The sequence below is a fragment of the Enterococcus sp. DIV0800 genome (genome assembly GCF_050559735.1).
GTDB lineage: Bacteria > Bacillota > Bacilli > Lactobacillales > Enterococcaceae > Enterococcus_A > Enterococcus_A devriesei.
The window spans coordinates 796,781-816,707 of record NZ_CP187898.1; the positions used below are offsets into that span (position 1 = coordinate 796,781).

Annotated in this window: 11 protein-coding genes and 3 rRNA genes; 9 read left to right on the forward strand and 5 right to left on the reverse strand. The window is 43.4% G+C overall.

Going from position 1 to position 19,927, the window contains the following annotated elements:
- Window positions 1–83 precede the first annotated feature (83 nt).
- A complete protein-coding gene (locus IGI54_RS03805; protein WP_430621203.1) occupies window positions 84–2,039 on the forward strand; it encodes a glucose PTS transporter subunit IIA in 1,956 nt (651 codons plus the stop codon).
- Window positions 2,040–2,130: 91 nt separating this feature from the next.
- On the opposite strand, the gene IGI54_RS03810 is transcribed toward IGI54_RS03805, so the two are convergent.
- The gene (locus IGI54_RS03810) at window positions 2,131–2,982 is read right to left on the reverse strand and encodes a MurR/RpiR family transcriptional regulator (protein WP_216429679.1); all 852 of its coding nucleotides are present in this window, start codon (window positions 2,980–2,982) and stop codon (window positions 2,131–2,133) included.
- A 196-nt stretch (window positions 2,983–3,178) separates the two neighbouring features.
- On the opposite strand from IGI54_RS03810, the gene IGI54_RS03815 reads away from it, so the two are divergent.
- On the forward strand, window positions 3,179–3,814 hold the full coding sequence (locus IGI54_RS03815) for a VTT domain-containing protein (protein ID WP_216429680.1): 636 nt from the start codon (window positions 3,179–3,181) through the stop codon (window positions 3,812–3,814).
- Between the two features lie 47 nt (window positions 3,815–3,861).
- On the opposite strand, the gene IGI54_RS03820 is transcribed toward IGI54_RS03815, so the two are convergent.
- The 4 genes from IGI54_RS03820 to IGI54_RS03835 all read right to left on the reverse strand — a co-directional run bounded on the left by IGI54_RS03820 (window position 3,862) and on the right by IGI54_RS03835 (window position 8,705).
- Window positions 3,862–4,653: a metallophosphoesterase gene (locus tag IGI54_RS03820; RefSeq protein WP_430621204.1), complete on the reverse strand. Its 792-nt coding sequence runs from the start codon at window positions 4,651–4,653 to the stop codon at window positions 3,862–3,864.
- An 84-nt stretch (window positions 4,654–4,737) separates the two neighbouring features.
- A complete protein-coding gene (locus IGI54_RS03825; RefSeq protein ID WP_430621205.1) occupies window positions 4,738–5,745 on the reverse strand; it encodes a LacI family DNA-binding transcriptional regulator in 1,008 nt (335 codons plus the stop codon).
- A 22-nt stretch (window positions 5,746–5,767) separates the two neighbouring features.
- Complete coding sequence (gene pgmB / locus IGI54_RS03830) at window positions 5,768–6,427, reverse strand: beta-phosphoglucomutase (RefSeq protein WP_430621206.1); 660 nt, start codon at window positions 6,425–6,427, stop codon at window positions 5,768–5,770.
- Window positions 6,420–8,705, reverse strand: a complete 2,286-nt coding sequence (locus tag IGI54_RS03835; protein WP_430621207.1) for a glycoside hydrolase family 65 protein — start codon at window positions 8,703–8,705, stop codon at window positions 6,420–6,422. Before IGI54_RS03835 ends, pgmB begins: the two co-directional genes overlap by 8 nt.
- 233 nt (window positions 8,706–8,938) lie before the next feature.
- Between IGI54_RS03835 and IGI54_RS03840 the strand changes: the two genes are divergently transcribed.
- From IGI54_RS03840 to IGI54_RS03870, 7 genes are all read left to right on the forward strand, one after another.
- The gene (locus IGI54_RS03840; RefSeq protein ID WP_430621473.1) at window positions 8,939–11,113 is read left to right on the forward strand and encodes a PTS transporter subunit IIBC; all 2,175 of its coding nucleotides are present in this window, start codon (window positions 8,939–8,941) and stop codon (window positions 11,111–11,113) included.
- Between the two features lie 48 nt (window positions 11,114–11,161).
- The gene (locus IGI54_RS03845; protein WP_430621208.1) at window positions 11,162–11,953 is read left to right on the forward strand and encodes an endonuclease/exonuclease/phosphatase family protein; all 792 of its coding nucleotides are present in this window, start codon (window positions 11,162–11,164) and stop codon (window positions 11,951–11,953) included.
- A gap of 423 nt (window positions 11,954–12,376) precedes the next feature.
- Window positions 12,377–13,935, forward strand: a 16S ribosomal RNA gene (locus tag IGI54_RS03850).
- 246 nt (window positions 13,936–14,181) lie between these two features.
- Window positions 14,182–17,094, forward strand: a 23S ribosomal RNA gene (locus IGI54_RS03855).
- Window positions 17,095–17,166: 72 nt separating this feature from the next.
- Window positions 17,167–17,282 (forward strand): 5S ribosomal RNA (rrf, locus tag IGI54_RS03860).
- Together the 16S, 23S and 5S rRNA genes form the textbook arrangement of a ribosomal RNA operon.
- Before the next feature lie 243 nt (window positions 17,283–17,525).
- Window positions 17,526–18,842: an electron transport complex subunit RsxC gene (gene rsxC, locus IGI54_RS03865; protein ID WP_430621209.1), complete on the forward strand. Its 1,317-nt coding sequence runs from the start codon at window positions 17,526–17,528 to the stop codon at window positions 18,840–18,842.
- Window positions 18,842–19,831, forward strand: a complete 990-nt coding sequence (locus IGI54_RS03870) for an RnfABCDGE type electron transport complex subunit D (protein ID WP_430621210.1) — start codon at window positions 18,842–18,844, stop codon at window positions 19,829–19,831. Before rsxC ends, IGI54_RS03870 begins: the two co-directional genes overlap by 1 nt.
- Window positions 19,832–19,927: the final 96 nt, after the last annotated feature.

The following is a 19,927-nucleotide window of genomic DNA, read 5'->3' on the forward strand; positions in this document are numbered from 1 at the left end:
ACTAGCAGAGGTATTTGATCTGTTAGTTGAATAAAAATAAATAGTGAAATCGAATACAATATGATAGATAGGGAGAGAGTAAAATGGCAAAAGAAGAATTAACCTTGAATCAACTTGCTAAAGAGATTTACGAGGGTGCCGGTGGAATGGACAACGTTCAAAGCGTGGTTCACTGTATGACCCGTGTTCGAATGAGTGTGCGTGACGATGAAAAAGTCGATCAAGCAAAATTAAAAGCGATCCCAGGTGTCTTAGGAGTCGTCGATGATGAACAACTACAAGTCATCATCGGTCCAGGGAAAGTCAATAAGGTAGCAAAAGAAATGGTAGATATTGCTGGTGTTGGCCTTGGTGAAGAACTGCCTCACAGTTCTGGTAAAGACAAAGTCAATGCAAAAGCGGCGGAAATGAAAGCCGCTCAGAAAGCAAAACAAAAAAACTCTCCCTTTAAAGCTCTCTTAAAAGATATTTCAAATATTTTCGTGCCAATGATCCCAGCTTTTGTTGGGTCAGGGTTAATTGCAGGGATTGCGGCGGTTTTAACAAACTTAGTGACAGCGGGTACTCTAGATGCTGGGACTTGGCAACAGTTTATCGACGTGATGAACATCATGAAAAATGGGATGTTCAGCTACTTAGTCATCTTTACCGGTGTGAATGCAGCGCAAGTATTCGGTGCGAACCCAACGCTTGGTGGGGTTATCGGTGCGGTTGTTACCTTGACTGGGATGAATCCGGAAGCGCCGTTGACAAACTTATTTACTGGTGATCCGTTAGCCGCTGGGCAAGGTGGAATCCTTGGCGTGATCTTTGCGGTTTGGTTGTTATCAATTGTTGAAAAGAAATTGCATCAAATTGTACCAGACGCGGTTGATATTATTATTACACCGATGCTTTCTTTATTAGTGATTGGTTTGCTAGAAATTTTCTTAATTATGCCATTAGCCGGCTTTATCTCTAACGGTATGGTTGGTGGAATCAACTGGGTCTTAGCAGTGGGCGGCGCCTTCTCTGGTTTTGTGTTAGGCGCATTATTCTTACCGATGGTTATGTTCGGTTTGCATCAGATTTTAACGCCAATTCATATTCAAATGATTAATGAAACAGGTAAAACAATGCTATTGCCAATTCTAGCGATGGCTGGCGCTGGCCAAGTCGGTGCGGCATTTGCTCTTTGGATTAAATTGCGTAAAGACAAAGAATTGACTGAAATGATCAAAGGCGCGTTGCCAGTCGGAATCTTAGGGATTGGTGAGCCATTGATTTACGGAGTAACTTTACCTTTAGGTCGTCCATTTATTACAGCGTGTATCGGCGGCGGGATCGGTGGTGCTGTGATCGGTGCTGTCGGCGGTGTTGGCGCGATTGCGATCGGACCTTCTGGAGCTGCTTTGATACCATTAATTGCGAACGGTCGTTGGTGGGGGTATGTCTTAGGACTACTTGCAGCATACGTAGGTGGATTTGTGGCTACTTATTTCTTTGGGATTCCTAAAGATAAATTAGCCGAACAAAAATTAGCAGAAGAAACAGTTGTTGAGCCAACGATGACGACAGTAGAACCAACCACTACGGCACACGCAACAGAAGTATTTTCAGCAGTTGCCAAAGGTGCGGTTCATCCATTGGAAGAAGCAGCGGATCCGGTTTTTGCTGAAAAAATGATGGGTGAAGGCTACTTTATTGAGCCCACTGACGGAGCAATCTATGCGCCTGTTCGTGGAAAAGTCAGCACGATTTTCCCAACAAAACACGCGATTGGTATTACAACTGAGAGCGGGATGGAAGTCTTGTTGCACATGGGAATCAATACGGTTGAGCTTGATGGCAAGCCTTTTGATATCATGGTAAATGAAGGCCAGACTGTCACAGCCGATACAGAAGTGGCTAAGGTTGATTTAGATGCGATTAAAGCAGCCGGTAAAGACACCTCGATGATGGTCTTAATCACTAACATGAATGAAATCGCGACCCATGTTTTAGAAAAAACAGGTCCGGTTCTAGCTTCTGAAGAAGTTTTCAAAGCGACAACCAAATAGCAGTCAAAAAGAGCGATGCCAACTTTTTGGCATCGCTCTTTTTATAAACTTAAACAAAGGGTCTGACCGTGATTGTCAGACCCTTTGTTTATTAAAAATATTTTTTGCGGTATTCTTGGACGATCGCACGAGTGCTGTAGATCTTTTCCGCATTTTCTTTGTTACGGCTGATGTAGACATAAAACAATAGATCGACGGTGATAAATTGCGCTAAAATCGAATCAGTCGCAGCACTTCGATAAGTCGCTTCAGTTGGGCGAGAGGTTTGCAAACAGACGTCGGAAAGCTTAGCTAAAGGATTTTGACCAAATTGAGTCAAGGTAATGATGGGAATACCTAAATCTTTAGCCGTTTCAGCCAAAGCAATCAATTCAGAGGTCAACCCGGAATTAGAAACCAGCCAAATGACCGCTTCTTTTTCGTGGAGGACCAATTGTGGCAAAATAGTATTATAATCTGGCTCGCTAATAATATTTTTTCCTAAGCGGCTCCATTTTTGAACAATATCCATCGCAGCTAGGTTTGAAGCTCCGATACCTAAGACATAGCAAAATTCTTTTTCCTCTAGTAGTTTGCATGCTTCAATAAAATCTTTTTCATTGAAGAGAGTAGTCGTTTCATCAATCGTGAAGCGAGCATTGCTAGCTAATTTATTTTTTAAGCTATGGAAGGGTTCATCGTGATCGACATCGCTGTATGTATTGTTGTTACGTTCTTGGATCGTTTCCGCAGAAAGTTCGATTTTAAGATCTGTCAAGCTGCTATAGCCCATTTTTTTAGAGAAACGCACAACAGTAGGGGCGCTAGTACCGGCGGCCTCGGCAATTTCATTGGCAGTCATACTAGCCGCTTTTTCACTGTTTTCACGAATAAAGCCATAAATTTTTTTTTCAGCAGCTGACATTTCCCGCTGCATACTTTTCATGTGAGAAAGAACACTCATAAGCTACTCCTATTTTTTTATTGTGAAATCGAAGAATCAATATCTAAGGAAATCAGTGAATAGATATCGTAGATTCCTTTTCATTATACCATTTAATCAAGAAAATTATTTTTTTCTATAAGAACTTCCTCGAGGCTTTTATTTTTTTAGAAAAGTCGTATGATTGAAGAGAATCTTTTTTAAAGGAGTATATTAAATGGCGTTGATTGATTTTATTTTGCACATTGATGCTCATATGGTGGCATTGGTTCACCAATATGGCGTAGGGATTTACCCGATTTTATTTGGGATCGTTTTTATTGAAACAGGGGTGGTTATTTTTCCTTTCTTGCCGGGGGATTCCTTTTTATTCGCGGCGGGGGCCTTAACTGCTCTAGGTGGAAATGTCTTACATTTACCGTATGTGATCGGTATCTGTGTGATTGCCGCCATCTTAGGCGATATGATGAATTATTGGATTGGACATACACTCGGAGTCAAGGCCTTGTATCACAGTCCGATTTCACGTTTTATTAAAGAGGATAAGGTTCGTGAAGCGGAAAACTTTTTCAATGAGCGAGGCAAATGGACGATTTTCTTAGGACGCTTTATGCCTTTTGTCCGGACCTTTATTCCTTTTATCGCCGGTTCTAGTAAAATGAACTGGGGGCTTTTCTCCAGCTTTAATGTTTTTGGCGCCATTGTCTGGGGGACCGTCGTGAGCTTGGCGGGTTATTTCTTAGGCAATATTCCGATTGTCAGTGAGCATTTTTCGTTGATTATGCTAATGATTGTTTTCATTTCTTTAGTACCGATCATGATTCCTTACATTAAGCAAAAAATGCGGGCATAAAAAAGAGTTTGGAAGTTTTCCTGTGAAGGATCGCTTTCAAACTCTTTTTAAATATGAAAATATAAAATTTCGGGAATCACGCGAAAACGCAAGGGTGGACCCGTTGTGCCTAACCCGGTATTCACTACAAGGCTAGTAGTGGCCGTCAATTTGTAAACTCCTTGATCGTAAGTTTTTGAGCCGAAATTTTTGTAAGTGAATAGCGGGAAGCGGATTTGCCCACCATGACTATGGCCGGCTAAGATCAAATCAAAATGGGAAAGCTCGGGCAGTTGTTTCACTTGATCCGGCTCGTGGACCATTAGGATTGAGAAATAAGCTTTAACTGGTGTGACCGAGTAATCAGGGGTGCCTTCTTGACTATCATCAATTCCCGTTAGGCTCAGCTGATCTACCAGTGTACTTTGATTCGTAAGCAAAGTAAAACCGCCTGCTTCAAGCAATTGATTAACGGCATTACTGCCATTCGAACAATAGTCGTGATTACCAAGAATGGCGAATTTTCCTTTTGGTGCACGAATAGTTGCTAATTGTTGGCTGATTTCTTGGGTATCATAGGTTTGCCAATAATTATAATTTTCAATTAAATCGCCTGTAAATAAAACGATATCGGGTTCTGCTTGATTAAGTTTTGCCACGATTTTATCAAAGCGCTTAGGCGAATAAAAAGGCGAGAAGTGGCTATCGCTGATTTGAGCAATAGCCAGGCCCTTTTTCTTTCCTGCTCCAACGCTCAATGCAGTGGAATTCTTCGTTACTTTAAAATGTTTTTCCACCAAACGATACGTTTGATAACGACAATAGAGTAAAGCTAGAATCAAAAGAAACAGTACTAACATCCACGTCATCGCCTTTCAATTTTTTGCTAGTATAAACAAAATAACGACTTGCCTCAAGCTGGGCAAGTCGTTTTTAATGATTACTTAAATCGAACGAACTGTTTCTCGTTGAACTAAGTGATGCGGTACAACAAGTTGTACACCGCTAGATTGTTTTTGTTCGATCTGTTCCATGAGCTTTTGTGTTCCTAAACGTCCTAAATCCGAAATATCAATGTCGATCGTCGTTAAATAAGGATGGACCAGTGTCGCAAAAATCGAATTATTGAAACTAATCACAGACAAATCATCGGGAACCTTATAGCCATGTAGTGTTGCTAATTGGATCATTCGCAAGGCAAAGATATCATCAATTACGACAAGTGCTGTGGCGCCTGTGGCTTTGATTACTTCCGGAAATTGAACGTAATCTTCCGGTTGCAGCATCGTCAATGGTTGATGGGTTGGAAGGCTTTGCAGCATCATAGCTTCCTGATAACCGAAATAACGTTCGAAGAAGATTACTTCTTGATTGACGTTGGAGGCGAATAAAATATTTTTATGGCCTTTCTCAATCAAATGTTCTGTAGCTTGTTTACCTAATAATTGATTGTCATTATCCACGTAAATAATATCAGCTTCACGTTTGGCTGGCCGACCAATCAAAGTAAAAGGCACTTGGTTTTGAAAAAGATATTCTGAAACGGGATCATCTTTTTCTGAATACGCTAAAATAAAGCCATCAACTTGTTTCTGTCGATGCATACGAATGACATTTTCCAATAAAGTAGCACTGTTATCCGCCGAAGCCACCGCGGTAGTCACCTGAAATTCCGCAGCTGTCGCATTGACTGCGTTGAGCAGCTCTAAATAAAGGGGATTGCCTAAACGCTCCCGCGAATCCAACGGCGGTAAAATCACCCCAAAGGAATTCGCCCGCTGTTTGCCTAAATTTCGAGCTGTAACATTCGGAAAGTAGCCCATGTCATCCATAATCTTACGGACGCGCTGCTTCGTTTCCGTCGAGATACTAGGATGATCATTGATTACACGTGAGACAGTCGAAGGAGAGACTTTCGCTTTTTTTGCCACGTCTTTTACGGTTGCTGTCATTTCCTGCTCTCCTTTCTTACTATTAGTTCTGCCAATGTTTTTTTAGAAACGCAATCGTTAACTCGTTGGTCGAATCAACTAAGGCGATATCATGGCCTAGCTGTTGAGCCTTGCCGACGCCAATTGGCAGCGCGCCGCTGGCTTTGATCGCAACTATTCCAGCTTGAGCGTCTTCGATCCCGATGCAGTCTTCTGGCTGTAAGTTTACTACTTCTGCAGCCAAAATAAAAATATCCGGTGCAGGTTTTCCTGCTTTGATTGTAGCAGGATCGGCAATGCCATCGAAGTACTCAGTCAGTTCCATTTGCTTTAGTAGAAATGGGCCGTTTTTACTGGCGGAAGCCAAAGAAATTTTGATTCCCGCTTTTTTTAAAGCCTGCAATAAGTCTAAAATCCCAGGATAGACGTCCTTAGGGGAGACTGCCTGAATCATTTCTACATAATTGTCATTTTTACGTTTCGCCAATTGATCAAACTCCGTCTGAGAAAAATCATTTTCCCGGTTGCCGTGGGTTAGAATCAAACGCAATGAATCTTCGCGGCTGACACCTTTTAGTTTTTCGTTAAACGCGCGATCGATAGAGATCCCTAATTCATCTGCTAGTTTTTTCCACGCCAAGTAATGATATTCGGCGGTATCTGTAATGACGCCGTCTAAGTCGAATAAGACTCCTTTAAACATGTGACTCCTCCTGTTTAAGAGAAACGGTCAGCGTATTCTCTAACGTAATTTCTTTCCCATAAAGCATCATAGCCAATGCCGGTCCATCTTTCAAGTCGATTGTGACTTCTTTTTGATTAACTGCTACGGCTAATAAGCGACCACGATAGTTTACATGGAAAGAGTAGTTTTCCCATTCCTTCGGCAGGATTGGCGCAAAGCTAAGTTCTCCGGTACTGGTCTTCATTTGAGCGAAGCCGTGAACGATCGCTAACCAGCTGCCAGTCATTGAAGTGATGTGAAGGCCATCATCAGTATCGTTGTTGTAATTATCAAGGTCCAAACGAGCTGTTCGTTGATACATCTCCATTGATTTGTCCGTCAAACCTAACTCCGCGGCTAAAATAGAATGAACCGAGGCAGAAAGGGAAGATTCATGAACCGTCATCGGTTCATAGAATTCAAAGTTTTTCCGTTTCTCTTCCAGCGTGAACTGATCGCCAAAATAATAAATTCCTTGTAAAACATCGGCTTGCTTAATGAAGCAAGAACGCAAAATCTTATCCCATGACCAATGCTGGTTCAGCGGACGTTCTGCTGGATCAAGTTCAGAAGTAGGCATTAGATCCTTGTCTAAGAAGGTATCATGCTGTACGAAAATTCCCAACTCTTCATCCGTTGGGTAATACATCCGATCAATAATATCTTGCCATTTCGCTTGTTCTTCTGGTGTAATCGTGACCGTTGCTTGAGCTTGGTATTTGTTATAATTTTCCAACGTATAAGACAGTACCCAAGAAGCGATATAGTTTGTGTACCAGTTGTTATTGATATTATTTTCATATTCGTTGGGTCCCGTAACACCATGGATCATGTATTTTTGCTGACGCTTAGAAAAATGGACCCGATCGGCCCAAAAACGAGCAATCTCCGTCAAGACTTCTAAGCCTTCTTTTTGAATGTATTCTTCATCACCGGTGTAAGTAGTGTAATTATAAATGGCATGGGCAATCGTTCCATTTCGATGAATCTCCTCAAAGGTGATCTCCCATTCATTATGACATTCGATCCCAGTGAAGGTCACCATTGGATACAAGGCGCCTTTTAACCCTTGTTGCCGGGCGTTGTGTTGTGCTTCTGCTAATTGATTGTGACGATATTTTAATAGGTTTTTTGTGACGTCAGGATTGGCGATGCCTAGATACATCGGTACGGCGTAGGCTTCTGTATCCCAGTAAGTCGCGCCGCCATATTTCTCGCCAGTAAAGCCTTTTGGTCCGATGTTCAAACGTTGATCTTCGCCGTAATAAGTCGAGAAAAGTTGGAAAATATTAAAACGAATGCCTTGTTGGGCTTCATCATCACCATTGATCAAGACATCGGCTAAGGCCCAACGATCCGCCCAAGCACTATTTTGCTCTGCTAGCAAATCTTCATAAGAAGCGTCGTATTCATTAAGCAAAGCCGTCGCTGTTTCTCTTTGCTCCGCTTCTGGCACATCCCGACTCGTTAAAATCACGATCCGTTTTTCCAATTGGATTGGTTGGTTGGCTTTTAGTTCATAGCTGAAACTTTCAGCGACTTCTAATTTAGCATCTTGTTGTAATCCGGTTGACGGACTCAAATGTTTCATGGCACCCGTGACGGAAAATTGTTCAATCCCGAAATTATTCGGTACAGTTTGAGTAGTTAAGAAGCTAATATCTTCTTGATGTCCGCGATTTTTTTCGAACCAGAACATTTCCTCATAATTGCTATCCACGTTTTGCACATTATTATCTAGTTTAGAGACTACTTTTAAGTGGGCAGTTCCTGATAGACTTTCAGCAGTCAGCTGAATAACCGCTAATTCTTTTTTTACGATACTTAAGAAACGTTGGAAAGTAAAACGAACCTTAGCGTCATCAATTGTAACTACGAAGCTGCGAGTAAGAACGCCATTTTCCATATTTAATTCCAAGTCAAAATCAGTTAACTCATCTACAGCAAGATCGATTTCATGATCATTCACGTATAATTTCATTTGTAGGAAATCCATTGCGTTGATGACTTTACCAAAGTATTCCGGGTAGCCATTTTTCCACCAACCTACCCGTGTTTTGTCAGGGAACCAAATACCAGCTAGATAGGTTCCTTGATGATGAATGCCGCTGTAACTTTCTTCAAAATTTCCTCGCATACCCATATAACCGTTACCGATACTGGTTAAAGATTCCTGTAAGCGGCGGTTTTCTTTATCTAGGTGTGTAGTGCGGATTTTCCAAGGGTCGATGTCAAAAAGACGTTGAACTTTATTCATGATAGTCCTCCTTAAGTTTTCTTAGTTTCATCATAAACGCAATCGGTTGCGCAAGTCAAGCATTTGTTGATGAATCATAAAAATATTCAGCAGGCAAACAATAAACTCAAAACCAAATTAATTTAGCTGAAAGAGTTTACAAAATAAATGAATGAGTATATAATGCAAATTAGCGAAACCGATTGCGTAAAAGTTTCATCATCAAAAAAATAGGAGGAACAAGCATGAAGGGTATCAAAAAGATTTTTAGTTTTGAGTTTTGGCAAAAATTCGGGAAGGCCTTGATGGTGGTAATCGCGGTTATGCCAGCAGCTGGTTTGATGATCAGTATCGGAAAATCATTACCATTGATTGACGCAAACCTAGGTTGGTTGGTGACAACCGGCGGAGTGATTGAAAATGTTGGTTGGGCGATCATCGGCAATCTTCATTTACTATTTGCGTTAGCGATAGGCGGTAGTTGGGCGAAGGAGCGTGCGGGTGGTGCATTTGCAGCTGGGTTATCATTCATTTTAATTAATCGAATTACCGGTGCGATCTTCGGTGTGACTGCGGAAATGTTAGCTGATCCTAACGCGGTAACCCGTACTTTATTCGGACAAAAAATTATGGTGGATGGCTATTTCACAAGTGTCTTAGAAGCTCCCGCGTTGAATATGGGGGTTTTCGTCGGGATTATTGCTGGGTTTGTCGGGGCGACTGCCTACAATAAATATTATAACTTCCGTAAATTACCAGAAGTTTTGACTTTCTTTAATGGGAAACGGTTTGTTCCATTTGTTGTAATTCTTCGCTCCGTGATCGTCGCTTTGGTTTTGGCATTCATCTGGCCAGTGATTCAAACCGGAATCAATGACTTCGGTAAGTGGATTGCTAATTCTCAAGATACGGCACCGATTTTGGCCCCCTTCTTATATGGGACACTTGAACGGCTGCTTCTACCATTTGGGTTGCACCATATGCTGACGATCCCAATGAATTATACGCAACTAGGTGGAACCTATGAAATTCTGACTGGGGCACAAGCGGGTAGCCAAGTATTTGGTCAAGATCCATTGTGGTTAGCGTGGGCAACCGACTTAGTCAACTTGAAGAACAATGGAGATATGTCACAATATCAACACGTGTTGACACAATGGACACCAGCTCGTTTCAAAGTTGGTCAAATGATCGGTTCAACCGGTATTTTAATGGGATTGACATTAGCGATGTATCGCAATGTTGACCCTGATAAGAAGAAAAAATACAAATCAATGTTCCTTTCTGCTGCGGTTGCCGTATTCTTGACTGGTGTAACAGAACCGTTGGAATTCATGTTCATGTTTGTGGCAGTTCCACTTTATGCTTGCTATGCCGTGATCCAAGGGGCGGCTTTTGCGATGGCAGACTTGATTCATTTGCGCGTTCATTCTTTTGGGAATATTGAATTGTTGACCCGCGTACCGATGGCAATTCGAGCAGGACTAGGTAATGATTTATTGAATTTCGTCTTAACAAGTATTGCTTTTGGGGTATTCACTTACTTATTCGCAAACTTTATGATTAAGAAATTCAATTACGCGACTCCAGGAAGAAATGGAAATTATGAAGTAGACAACGATGACAGTGTCAGTGATGGAAATAATGGAACAGCCTCAGCAGATTCTCAGATCGTAAAAATCATTAACTTATTAGGTGGTCCGCAAAACATTACGGATGTTGACGCATGTATGACCCGCTTACGAGTGACGGTCGCTGATAATGGTGTGGTAGGCAATGAAGAAGCCTGGAAAAAGGCTGGTGCAATGGGCTTGTTGGTAAAAGATAATGGTGTCCAAGCAGTTTACGGTCCAAAGGCGGATATTTTGAAATCGGATATTCAAGATCTCTTGGACTCGGGAGCGACCATTCCAACTAGTGACCCGCAGCCGGTAACAGCTGAGCCTGAAAAATCAGCAGTTGTCTTTAAAGGGGCGCAGCAAGAATTTGTAGCTCCTGCCAACGGGGAACTAATCCCGATCGATCGTGTTCAAGATGAAGTCTTTTCACAAAAAATGATGGGTGAAGGGTTTGCTGTCATTCCAGAAAATGGCGAGATTGCAAGCCCAGTAGCTGGTACGATTGTTTCAATTTTCCCAACTAAACACGCAATCGGGATCAAAACCGATGATGAAATCGAAGTGTTGCTGCATATGGGGATCGATACAGTTGATCTTGGCGGTGAAGCATTTGAGATTAAGGTCCGTGGAGGTGAGAAAGTAAAAGCAGGGAAAATCGTAGCGACGGCCGATTTGGCTAAGATTCAAGCAAGCGGCAAAAAGACGACGATGATCGTTGTGTTCACAAATGGTGACAAGATTGAAGATTACCATTATGATAAAACTGGACTCGTTTCTCGTGGGGAAACGATCGGAAAGTTTGACTATTAAAGTGAGGCGAGAAGGATCAAAGTATTAACTCTAAACACTCATAGCTGGATGGAAGCAGATGATCAGCGACAAATTCGTGTATTGGCACAACGAATCGCTCAAGAAAAGTATGACCTTGTGGGCTTGCAAGAGGTGAATCAAGGAATTGCAAGCCCGTTGGTAGAAGTCGATGGCTATTTTCAACCAACGGAAGAACAACAAGCGATTCGTCAAGATAATTTTCTGTTTTGCTTGACCGAGTACTTGAAGGAGCTAGACTGTTACTACTATTGGAATTGGAGTTATAACCATATCGGCTATGATCGTTTCCATGAAGGAATTGGTTTACTATCTAAAACCCCTTTAATAGTAGAAAGCCATTTTGTTTCAAAAAGTTCTAATCCGGCTGATTACCATACAAGGAAAGTAGTGATTGGCGAAACGACTGTCAATCAAGAACAAATAGTAATCGCGAATGCACATCTTTCTTGGTGGCGGGGCTTTGATGATTCTTTTGCACCCGAATGGCAAACGTTAGAAGAAAAGTTGAAAGCAAAAAGCGGTTCTTTATTAGTTATCGGAGATTTTAACAACGATGCTAAAAAGGCTAATGAAGGATATGATTTGGTGACAAAAAGTCCTTTAGATTTGCAAGACGCCTTCATAGCGGCAAAAAAGACAACTGGGGAATTTACAGTTGAAGAATCGATTGATGGCTGGGCTCAGAATCGATCAGGTTTGCGGATTGATTATGTGTTTGCTGCTAAAACTTTTGAAATAGTCAGTTATAAGGTTGTTTTTGATGGTGTCAACGACGCTAAGATTAGTGACCATTTTGGAATAGAAGTGAGGGTGGACTAGCATTTTGCTAGTCCATTTTTCATTTCACTGAAATTATTTTGAAAAAATAATGAAAAGTGTTTGACATTATATTTCAGTATGATATTATCAATAACGTTGTTAAAACAAGTTGCTATGACAACGAAAAATAATGTTTGACAAACTTTTTGCTGAATGTTATGATTTCAAAGTTGTCATTTGAGTTTCAAAACTTTTTCAAAAATTAATTGAAAAAAGTTGTTGACATTCACTCAGTAACCTGTTAAGATATAAAAGTTGCTGAAACAAAGCGACAAACAACGTAGACCTTTGAAAACTGAACGAATAAAACAAACCAAATGTGTAGGGCGCTTCTTTTATAGAAGCAAACAACATAGCAAGCAATATGCTAGCAAGTCAATTATTACAATTGAGCTTAACAATCGCAAGATTGTTTCAAACACTTTTTATGAGAGTTTGATCCTGGCTCAGGACGAACGCTGGCGGCGTGCCTAATACATGCAAGTCGAACGCTTTTTCTTTCACCGGAGCTTGCTCCACCGAAAGAAAAAGAGTGGCGAACGGGTGAGTAACACGTGGGTAACCTGCCCATCAGAAGGGGATAACACTTGGAAACAGGTGCTAATACCGTATAACAAGTAAAACCGCATGGTTTTACTTTGAAAGGCGCTTTTGCGTCACTGATGGATGGACCCGCGGTGCATTAGCTAGTTGGTGAGGTAACGGCTCACCAAGGCAACGATGCATAGCCGACCTGAGAGGGTGATCGGCCACATTGGGACTGAGACACGGCCCAAACTCCTACGGGAGGCAGCAGTAGGGAATCTTCGGCAATGGACGAAAGTCTGACCGAGCAACGCCGCGTGAGTGAAGAAGGTTTTCGGATCGTAAAACTCTGTTGTTAGAGAAGAACAAGGATGAGAGTAAAAAGTTCATCCCTTGACGGTATCTAACCAGAAAGCCACGGCTAACTACGTGCCAGCAGCCGCGGTAATACGTAGGTGGCAAGCGTTGTCCGGATTTATTGGGCGTAAAGCGAGCGCAGGCGGTTTCTTAAGTCTGATGTGAAAGCCCCCGGCTCAACCGGGGAGGGTCATTGGAAACTGGGAAACTTGAGTGCAGAAGAGGAGAGTGGAATTCCATGTGTAGCGGTGAAATGCGTAGATATATGGAGGAACACCAGTGGCGAAGGCGGCTCTCTGGTCTGTAACTGACGCTGAGGCTCGAAAGCGTGGGGAGCAAACAGGATTAGATACCCTGGTAGTCCACGCCGTAAACGATGAGTGCTAAGTGTTGGAGGGTTTCCGCCCTTCAGTGCTGCAGCTAACGCATTAAGCACTCCGCCTGGGGAGTACGACCGCAAGGTTGAAACTCAAAGGAATTGACGGGGGCCCGCACAAGCGGTGGAGCATGTGGTTTAATTCGAAGCAACGCGAAGAACCTTACCAGGTCTTGACATCCTTTGACCACTCTAGAGATAGAGCTTCCCCTTCGGGGGCAAAGTGACAGGTGGTGCATGGTTGTCGTCAGCTCGTGTCGTGAGATGTTGGGTTAAGTCCCGCAACGAGCGCAACCCTTATTGTTAGTTGCCATCATTTAGTTGGGCACTCTAGCGAGACTGCCGGTGACAAACCGGAGGAAGGTGGGGATGACGTCAAATCATCATGCCCCTTATGACCTGGGCTACACACGTGCTACAATGGGAAGTACAACGAGTCGCGAAGTCGCGAGGCTAAGCTAATCTCTTAAAGCTTCTCTCAGTTCGGATTGTAGGCTGCAACTCGCCTACATGAAGCCGGAATCGCTAGTAATCGCGGATCAGCACGCCGCGGTGAATACGTTCCCGGGCCTTGTACACACCGCCCGTCACACCACGAGAGTTTGTAACACCCGAAGTCGGTGAGGTAACCTTTTGGAGCCAGCCGCCTAAGGTGGGATAGATGATTGGGGTGAAGTCGTAACAAGGTAGCCGTATCGGAAGGTGCGGCTGGATCACCTCCTTTCTAAGGAAATAGTTCATCTAAGATGAACGTTACGGAAACTACACAGGATTGCTTTTATTCGTTCAGTTTTGAGAGGTTTACTCTCAAAAATCGTTCATTGAAAACTGGATACAGAAACACATTTTTTTAAACAAACCGAGAACACCGCGTTGAATGAGTTTTTTAATAAGTTCAATTGCTTATTTATTACTAAGGAACATGATCGCTCATGGGAATTAGTAAGACCCTTGACGAAAGTCAAGATAAGGTTAAGTGAATAAGGGCGCACGGTGGATGCCTTGGCACTAGGAGCCGATGAAGGACGGGACTAACACCGATATGCTTCGGGGAGCTGTAAGTAAGCTTTGATCCGGAGATTTCCGAATGGGGGAACCCAGCATCTTTTATAGGATGTTACTTTTCAGTGAATACATAGCTGATTAGAGGTAGACGCAGAGAACTGAAACATCTAAGTACCTGCAGGAAGAGAAAGAAAATTCGATTCCCTGAGTAGCGGCGAGCGAAACGGGAAAAGCCCAAACCAAGAGGCTTGCCTCTTGGGGTTGTAGGACTCCGATATGGTAGTCCAGTGAAATAGTCGAAGGACCTGGAAAGGTCTGCTAGAAAGGGTAAAAGCCCCGTAGACAAAATTTGACTGGCACCTAGGAGGATCCTGAGTACGGCGGAACACGAGGAATTCCGTCGGAATCCGGGAGGACCATCTCCCAAGGCTAAATACTCCCTAGTGACCGATAGTGAACCAGTACCGTGAGGGAAAGGTGAAAAGCACCCCGGAAGGGGAGTGAAATAGATCCTGAAACCGTGTGCCTACAACAAGTTAGAGCCCGTTAATGGGTGATAGCGTGCCTTTTGTAGAATGAACCGGCGAGTTACGATTACTTGCGAGGTTAAGTTGAAAAGACGGAGCCGTAGCGAAAGCGAGTCTGAATAGGGCGAATGAGTAAGTGGTCGTAGACCCGAAACCATGTGATCTACCCATGTCCAGGTTGAAGGTGCGGTAAAACGCACTGGAGGACCGAACCCACGTACGTTGAAAAGTGCGGGGATGAGGTGTGGGTAGCGGAGAAATTCCAAACGAACTTGGAGATAGCTGGTTCTCTCCGAAATAGCTTTAGGGCTAGCCTCAGAGTAAGAATGATGGAGGTAGAGCACTGTTTGGACTAGGGGCCCATCTCGGGTTACCGAATTCAGATAAACTCCGAATGCCATCCATTCATCTCTGGGAGTCAGACTGTGAGTGATAAGATCCATAGTCGAAAGGGAAACAGCCCAGACCACCAGCTAAGGTCCCAAAATAACTATTAAGTGGAAAAGGATGTGGGGTTGCACAGACAACTAGGATGTTGGCTCAGAAGCAGCCACCATTTAAAGAGTGCGTAATAGCTCACTAGTCGAGTGACCCTGCGCCGAAAATGTACCGGGGCTAAATAGTTTACCGAAGCTGTGGAACATACCAATAGGTATGTTGGTAGGAGAGCGTTCTAAGGGCGTTGAAGGTAGATCGTGAGGACTGCTGGAGCGCTTAGAAGTGAGAATGCCGGTATGAGTAGCGAAAGACAGGTGAGAATCCTGTCCACCGAATGACTAAGGTTTCCTGGGGAAGGCTCGTCCGCCCAGGGTTAGTCGGGACCTAAGCCGAGGCCGAAAGGCGTAGGCGATGGATAACAGGTTGATATTCCTGTACCCGTTGTTTTTGTTTGAGCAATGGAGGGACGCAGGAGGCTAAGGAATCAGACGATTGGAAATGTCTGTCCAAGCAATGAGTCTTGAGGCGAGTCAAATGCTTGCTTCTCTAAGGACAAGTTGTGATGGGGAGGGAAATAATAGTACCGAAGTTCCTGATGTCACACTGCCGAGAAAAGCTTCTAGTGAGAAAACAATGGCCCGTACCGCAAACCGACACAGGTAGTCGAGGAGAGAATCCTAAGGTGAGCGAGAGAACTCTCGTTAAGGAACTCGGCAAAATGACCCCGTAACTTCGGGAGAAGGGGTGCTGATCTAACGATCAGCCGCAGTGAATAGGCCCAAGCGACTGTTTATCAAAAACACAGGTCTCTGCAAAATCGAAAGATGACGTATAGGGGCTGACGCCTGCCCGGTGCTGGAAGGTTAAGAGGAGTGCTTAGCGTAAGCGAAGGTACGAATTGAAGCCCCAGTAAACGGCGGCCGTAACTATAACGGTCCTAAGGTAGCGAAATTCCTTGTCGGGTAAGTTCCGACCCGCACGAAAGGCGTAACGATTTGGGCACTGTCTCAACGAGAGACTCGGTGAAATTTTAGTACCTGTGAAGATGCAGGTTACCCGCGACAGGACGGAAAGACCCCATGGAGCTTTACTGCAGTTTGATATTGAGTGTTTGTACCACATGTACAGGATAGGTAGGAGCCGTAGAAGTCGGGACGCTAGTTTCGACAGAGGCGCTGGTGGGATACTACCCCTGTGTTATGACCACTCTAACCCGCACCACTAATCGTGGTGGGAGACAGTGTCAGATGGGCAGTTTGACTGGGGCGGTCGCCTCCTAAAGAGTAACGGAGGCGCCCAAAGGTTCCCTCAGAATGGTTGGAAATCATTCGCAGAGTGTAAAGGCACAAGGGAGCTTGACTGCGAGACCTACAAGTCGAGCAGGGACGAAAGTCGGGCTTAGTGATCCGGTGGTTCCGCATGGAAGGGCCATCGCTCAACGGATAAAAGCTACCCTGGGGATAACAGGCTTATCTCCCCCAAGAGTCCACATCGACGGGGAGGTTTGGCACCTCGATGTCGGCTCGTCGCATCCTGGGGCTGTAGTCGGTCCCAAGGGTTGGGCTGTTCGCCCATTAAAGCGGCACGCGAGCTGGGTTCAGAACGTCGTGAGACAGTTCGGTCCCTATCCGTCGCGGGCGTTGGAAATTTGAGAGGATCTGTCCTTAGTACGAGAGGACCGGGATGGACTTACCGCTGGTGTACCAGTTGTCTCGCCAGAGGCATCGCTGGGTAGCTATGTAGGGAAGGGATAAACGCTGAAAGCATCTAAGTGTGAAGCCCACCTCAAGATGAGATTTCCCATTTCTTTAAGAAAGTAAGATCCCTGAGAGATGATCAGGTAGATAGGTCAGGAGTGGAAGTGCAGTGATGTACGGAGCGGACTGATACTAATCGATCGAGGACTTAACCAAAAATTGATTCAAGGTTGTTTAAAAACGTTTCTGATCCAGTTTTGAGTGAACGAAGTTTACTCAAACAAATAGTGTGGTGGCGATAGCGGGAAGGATACACCTGTTCCCATGTCGAACACAGAAGTTAAGCTTCTTAGCGCCGATTGTAGTGAGGGGTTGCCCCTTGTGAGATTAGGACGTCGCCACGCAGTTAAGACTATTCATAATATGGATAGTCTTTTTTGTTGTTTAAATTTTATCTAGCTGTGAATACTAATCAAGGATAGCTGAAGGTGTGCTTGCTCTGGAAAGTCAATTTTTAAAATTGTATAGATTCGATCATTCGATAACTTTTTTTATTAACTAATCCTTCTTTTTAGGTATGGGATATTATTTTTAGTTGAAAAATGTTCATGTTATACTAAAAATAAGAAGAAAAATGGGGGATTATGATGGTGAATCGAGCGTTTAAAGGTGGGATTGATCTTCATCAGGATCAAGCTTTGCACCTAAGAGGAATTGATAATTATAAAAAGGTAGAAAGTATTTATCCTAAAAAAGTTTATATTCCGATCCAGCAGCATATTGGTGATCCGGCGGAAGTGACTGTTTCAGTTGGTGAGAAGGTTTTTTTAGGCCAAACGATTGCTAAAATGGGTGAGGGATTGGGAGCCAATATTCATGCGAGTGTTTCGGGAAGGATTGTTGGAGTCGAAGAAATCGATCAAGGTCAAGGGGATGAAATGACTTGTATCGTGATCGAAAATGATTTTCAAGAACAGCCTAAGAAAATTTATCATGATAAGATTGAGGAATTGGCACCAGAAACAATTGTTGAAAAAGTGGAAGCTGCAGGTGTTGTAGGTTTAGGGGGAGCGACTTTTCCCAGTCATGTAAAACTTAATCCCAAAGAAGATATTCATACGTGCATTTTCAACGGTGCGGAATGTGAGCCGTTGCTAATGGCGGATGCCGCTTTAATGGTAAATCAGGGAGATCAACTCATTAAAGGCTGCAAGCTTGTATTAAAGGCTGTAGGAGCCAATGAGGGAATCATAGCCATTGAAGATGATAAGCAAGAGGCAATCGAAGTTATGAAAGAATTATGTAAAGATATTCCAACTCTTTCAGTTATTGAAGTACCTTCTGTATACCCGCAGGGAAGCACAGAAATGTTGTTTAAAACGATTACCGGAAAAGAAGAGCCCCCAGATGGATCAACAAGAGATTTAGGCTATTTGGTCATTAACGTCGCTACAACGGTTGCTGTTTCTGAAGCAATTGACCCAGGCATTCCATTAAGTTATCGGATTTGTTCTGTAGTGGGAGATGTGATGCAGCAAAAAAATGTTTACTTTCCGATTGGAACTTCGATTCAAGATATGATCGATTTTTGCGGTGGGTTTGATGGGACCCCTTCAAAAATTATTACTGGTGGCTTTATGATGGGAAAAACGGTAGATACGTTGGCAGCTTCATTAACAAAATCAGCGAATGGCTTGATCGTGATAAATGAAAAGCATGACCAAGACAGTACGCCTAGTCCTTGTATTCTATGCGCTCGTTGTGTAGAAGTTTGCCCGGTAGGTCTGTTACCACATCAACTTGAAAAAAATTATTTAAAGAAAAACTGGAAGCGGCTGGAAAAACTATATGTCGAAAGCTGTATTAATTGTGGTTGTTGCACCTATATTTGTCCGGCGCGTCGTCATTTAGCGGAGCATATTGTGGCAGGACAGCAAGCGCTGAAAGAGAGGCGGGAATCGTAATGGAGAAAAGATCGGCATTTGAAGAAGTACGTAGCCAGCGTTATCCTATGATGGAAGCCTCACCACATTTATTATATCGAGAAAAAACGGATCATCTGATGAAATGGGTACTAATTGCTTTACTGCCAAGTGTCTTGGCTTCGATTATTTTCTTTGGTTTGCGCTCATTGTTGCTGTATATAATTTCTGTCGCAACGTGTTTAATCGTTGAGCTATTATGGTTCAAGCTGCGGAGGAATTCTTTGCCAAAAGATTATTCGGTAGTCGTGACAGGTGTCTTGTTAGCGATGAGTTTGCCGGCGAGTGTCCCGTTGTGGTATCCGATTTTAGGGGGTACGATAGGGATTCTTGTAGCGAAGGAATTATTTGGCGGAATCGGCAAAAACTTATTGAATCCGGCGCTAACTGGGCGGGCCGTACTACGCTTGGTTTTTGTGAAGGAAATGTCTGAAAATGTCCAACCACGTCCGATATTTTCCCTCGATGGTTTAGATGTTGTATCCTCGGCAACGCCGTTGATGGATGCGAAAGCGGGGATAGGACTTTCGGGAGAACAAATGCTCGACAGCCTGACTGGGTTGATTGCCGGTAAAAATGCAGAAACAGCTGCTATCCTATTGCTTCTAGGTGGATTATTTTTACTTTACAAAAAGGTTATCACTTGGCAGATTCCCTTCTCTATGTTGGGGACGATTATTCTGTTGGCTTTCTTTTTTGGAAAAGGAGATCCGACGATCGTGTTTGCACATGTCTTTGGCGGTGCGACGATGTTGGGAGCTTTTTTCATGGCGACGGACTACAGTACGTCACCGACTACCCCCAAAGGTGAAATTATTTACGGGATTTGCTGTGGAATTTTATTAATGCTGTGGCGTCAATTCAGCTCGATGCCAGAGGGAATGACCTTTATCTTGCTGATTATGAATTGCTTCGTCCCGCTGATTGATCATTTAATTATTCCGCGGGTCTACGGGGTTAAAAAGTCCTAATCATTTTCAAAAAAAGTAGACGTTCTTTCATTCTAGTGATAAAGTGGTATGGTCACTGGCTATTACCAGTTTATTACGCTGCATCTTTTTGAAAAT

What these genes read in the sequence shown, in the direction of transcription:
- IGI54_RS03815 (WP_216429680.1), top strand. Translation starts at nt 3,179, where the DNA reads ATGGCGTTGATTGATTTTATTTTGCACATTGATGCTCATATGGTGGCA.
- IGI54_RS03835 (WP_430621207.1), bottom strand. Translation starts at nt 8,705, where the DNA reads ATGAATAAAGTTCAACGTCTTTTTGACATCGACCCTTGGAAAATCCGC.
- IGI54_RS03810 (WP_216429679.1), bottom strand. Translation starts at nt 2,982, where the DNA reads ATGAGTGTTCTTTCTCACATGAAAAGTATGCAGCGGGAAATGTCAGCT.
- pgmB (WP_430621206.1), bottom strand. Translation starts at nt 6,427, where the DNA reads ATGTTTAAAGGAGTCTTATTCGACTTAGACGGCGTCATTACAGATACC.
- rsxC (WP_430621209.1), top strand. Translation starts at nt 17,526, where the DNA reads ATGGTGAATCGAGCGTTTAAAGGTGGGATTGATCTTCATCAGGATCAA.
- IGI54_RS03825 (WP_430621205.1), bottom strand. Translation starts at nt 5,745, where the DNA reads ATGACAGCAACCGTAAAAGACGTGGCAAAAAAAGCGAAAGTCTCTCCT.
- IGI54_RS03805 (WP_430621203.1), top strand. Translation starts at nt 84, where the DNA reads ATGGCAAAAGAAGAATTAACCTTGAATCAACTTGCTAAAGAGATTTAC.
- IGI54_RS03820 (WP_430621204.1), bottom strand. Translation starts at nt 4,653, where the DNA reads ATGTTAGTACTGTTTCTTTTGATTCTAGCTTTACTCTATTGTCGTTAT.
- IGI54_RS03845 (WP_430621208.1), top strand. Translation starts at nt 11,162, where the DNA reads ATGGAAGCAGATGATCAGCGACAAATTCGTGTATTGGCACAACGAATC.
- IGI54_RS03870 (WP_430621210.1), top strand. Translation starts at nt 18,842, where the DNA reads ATGGAGAAAAGATCGGCATTTGAAGAAGTACGTAGCCAGCGTTATCCT.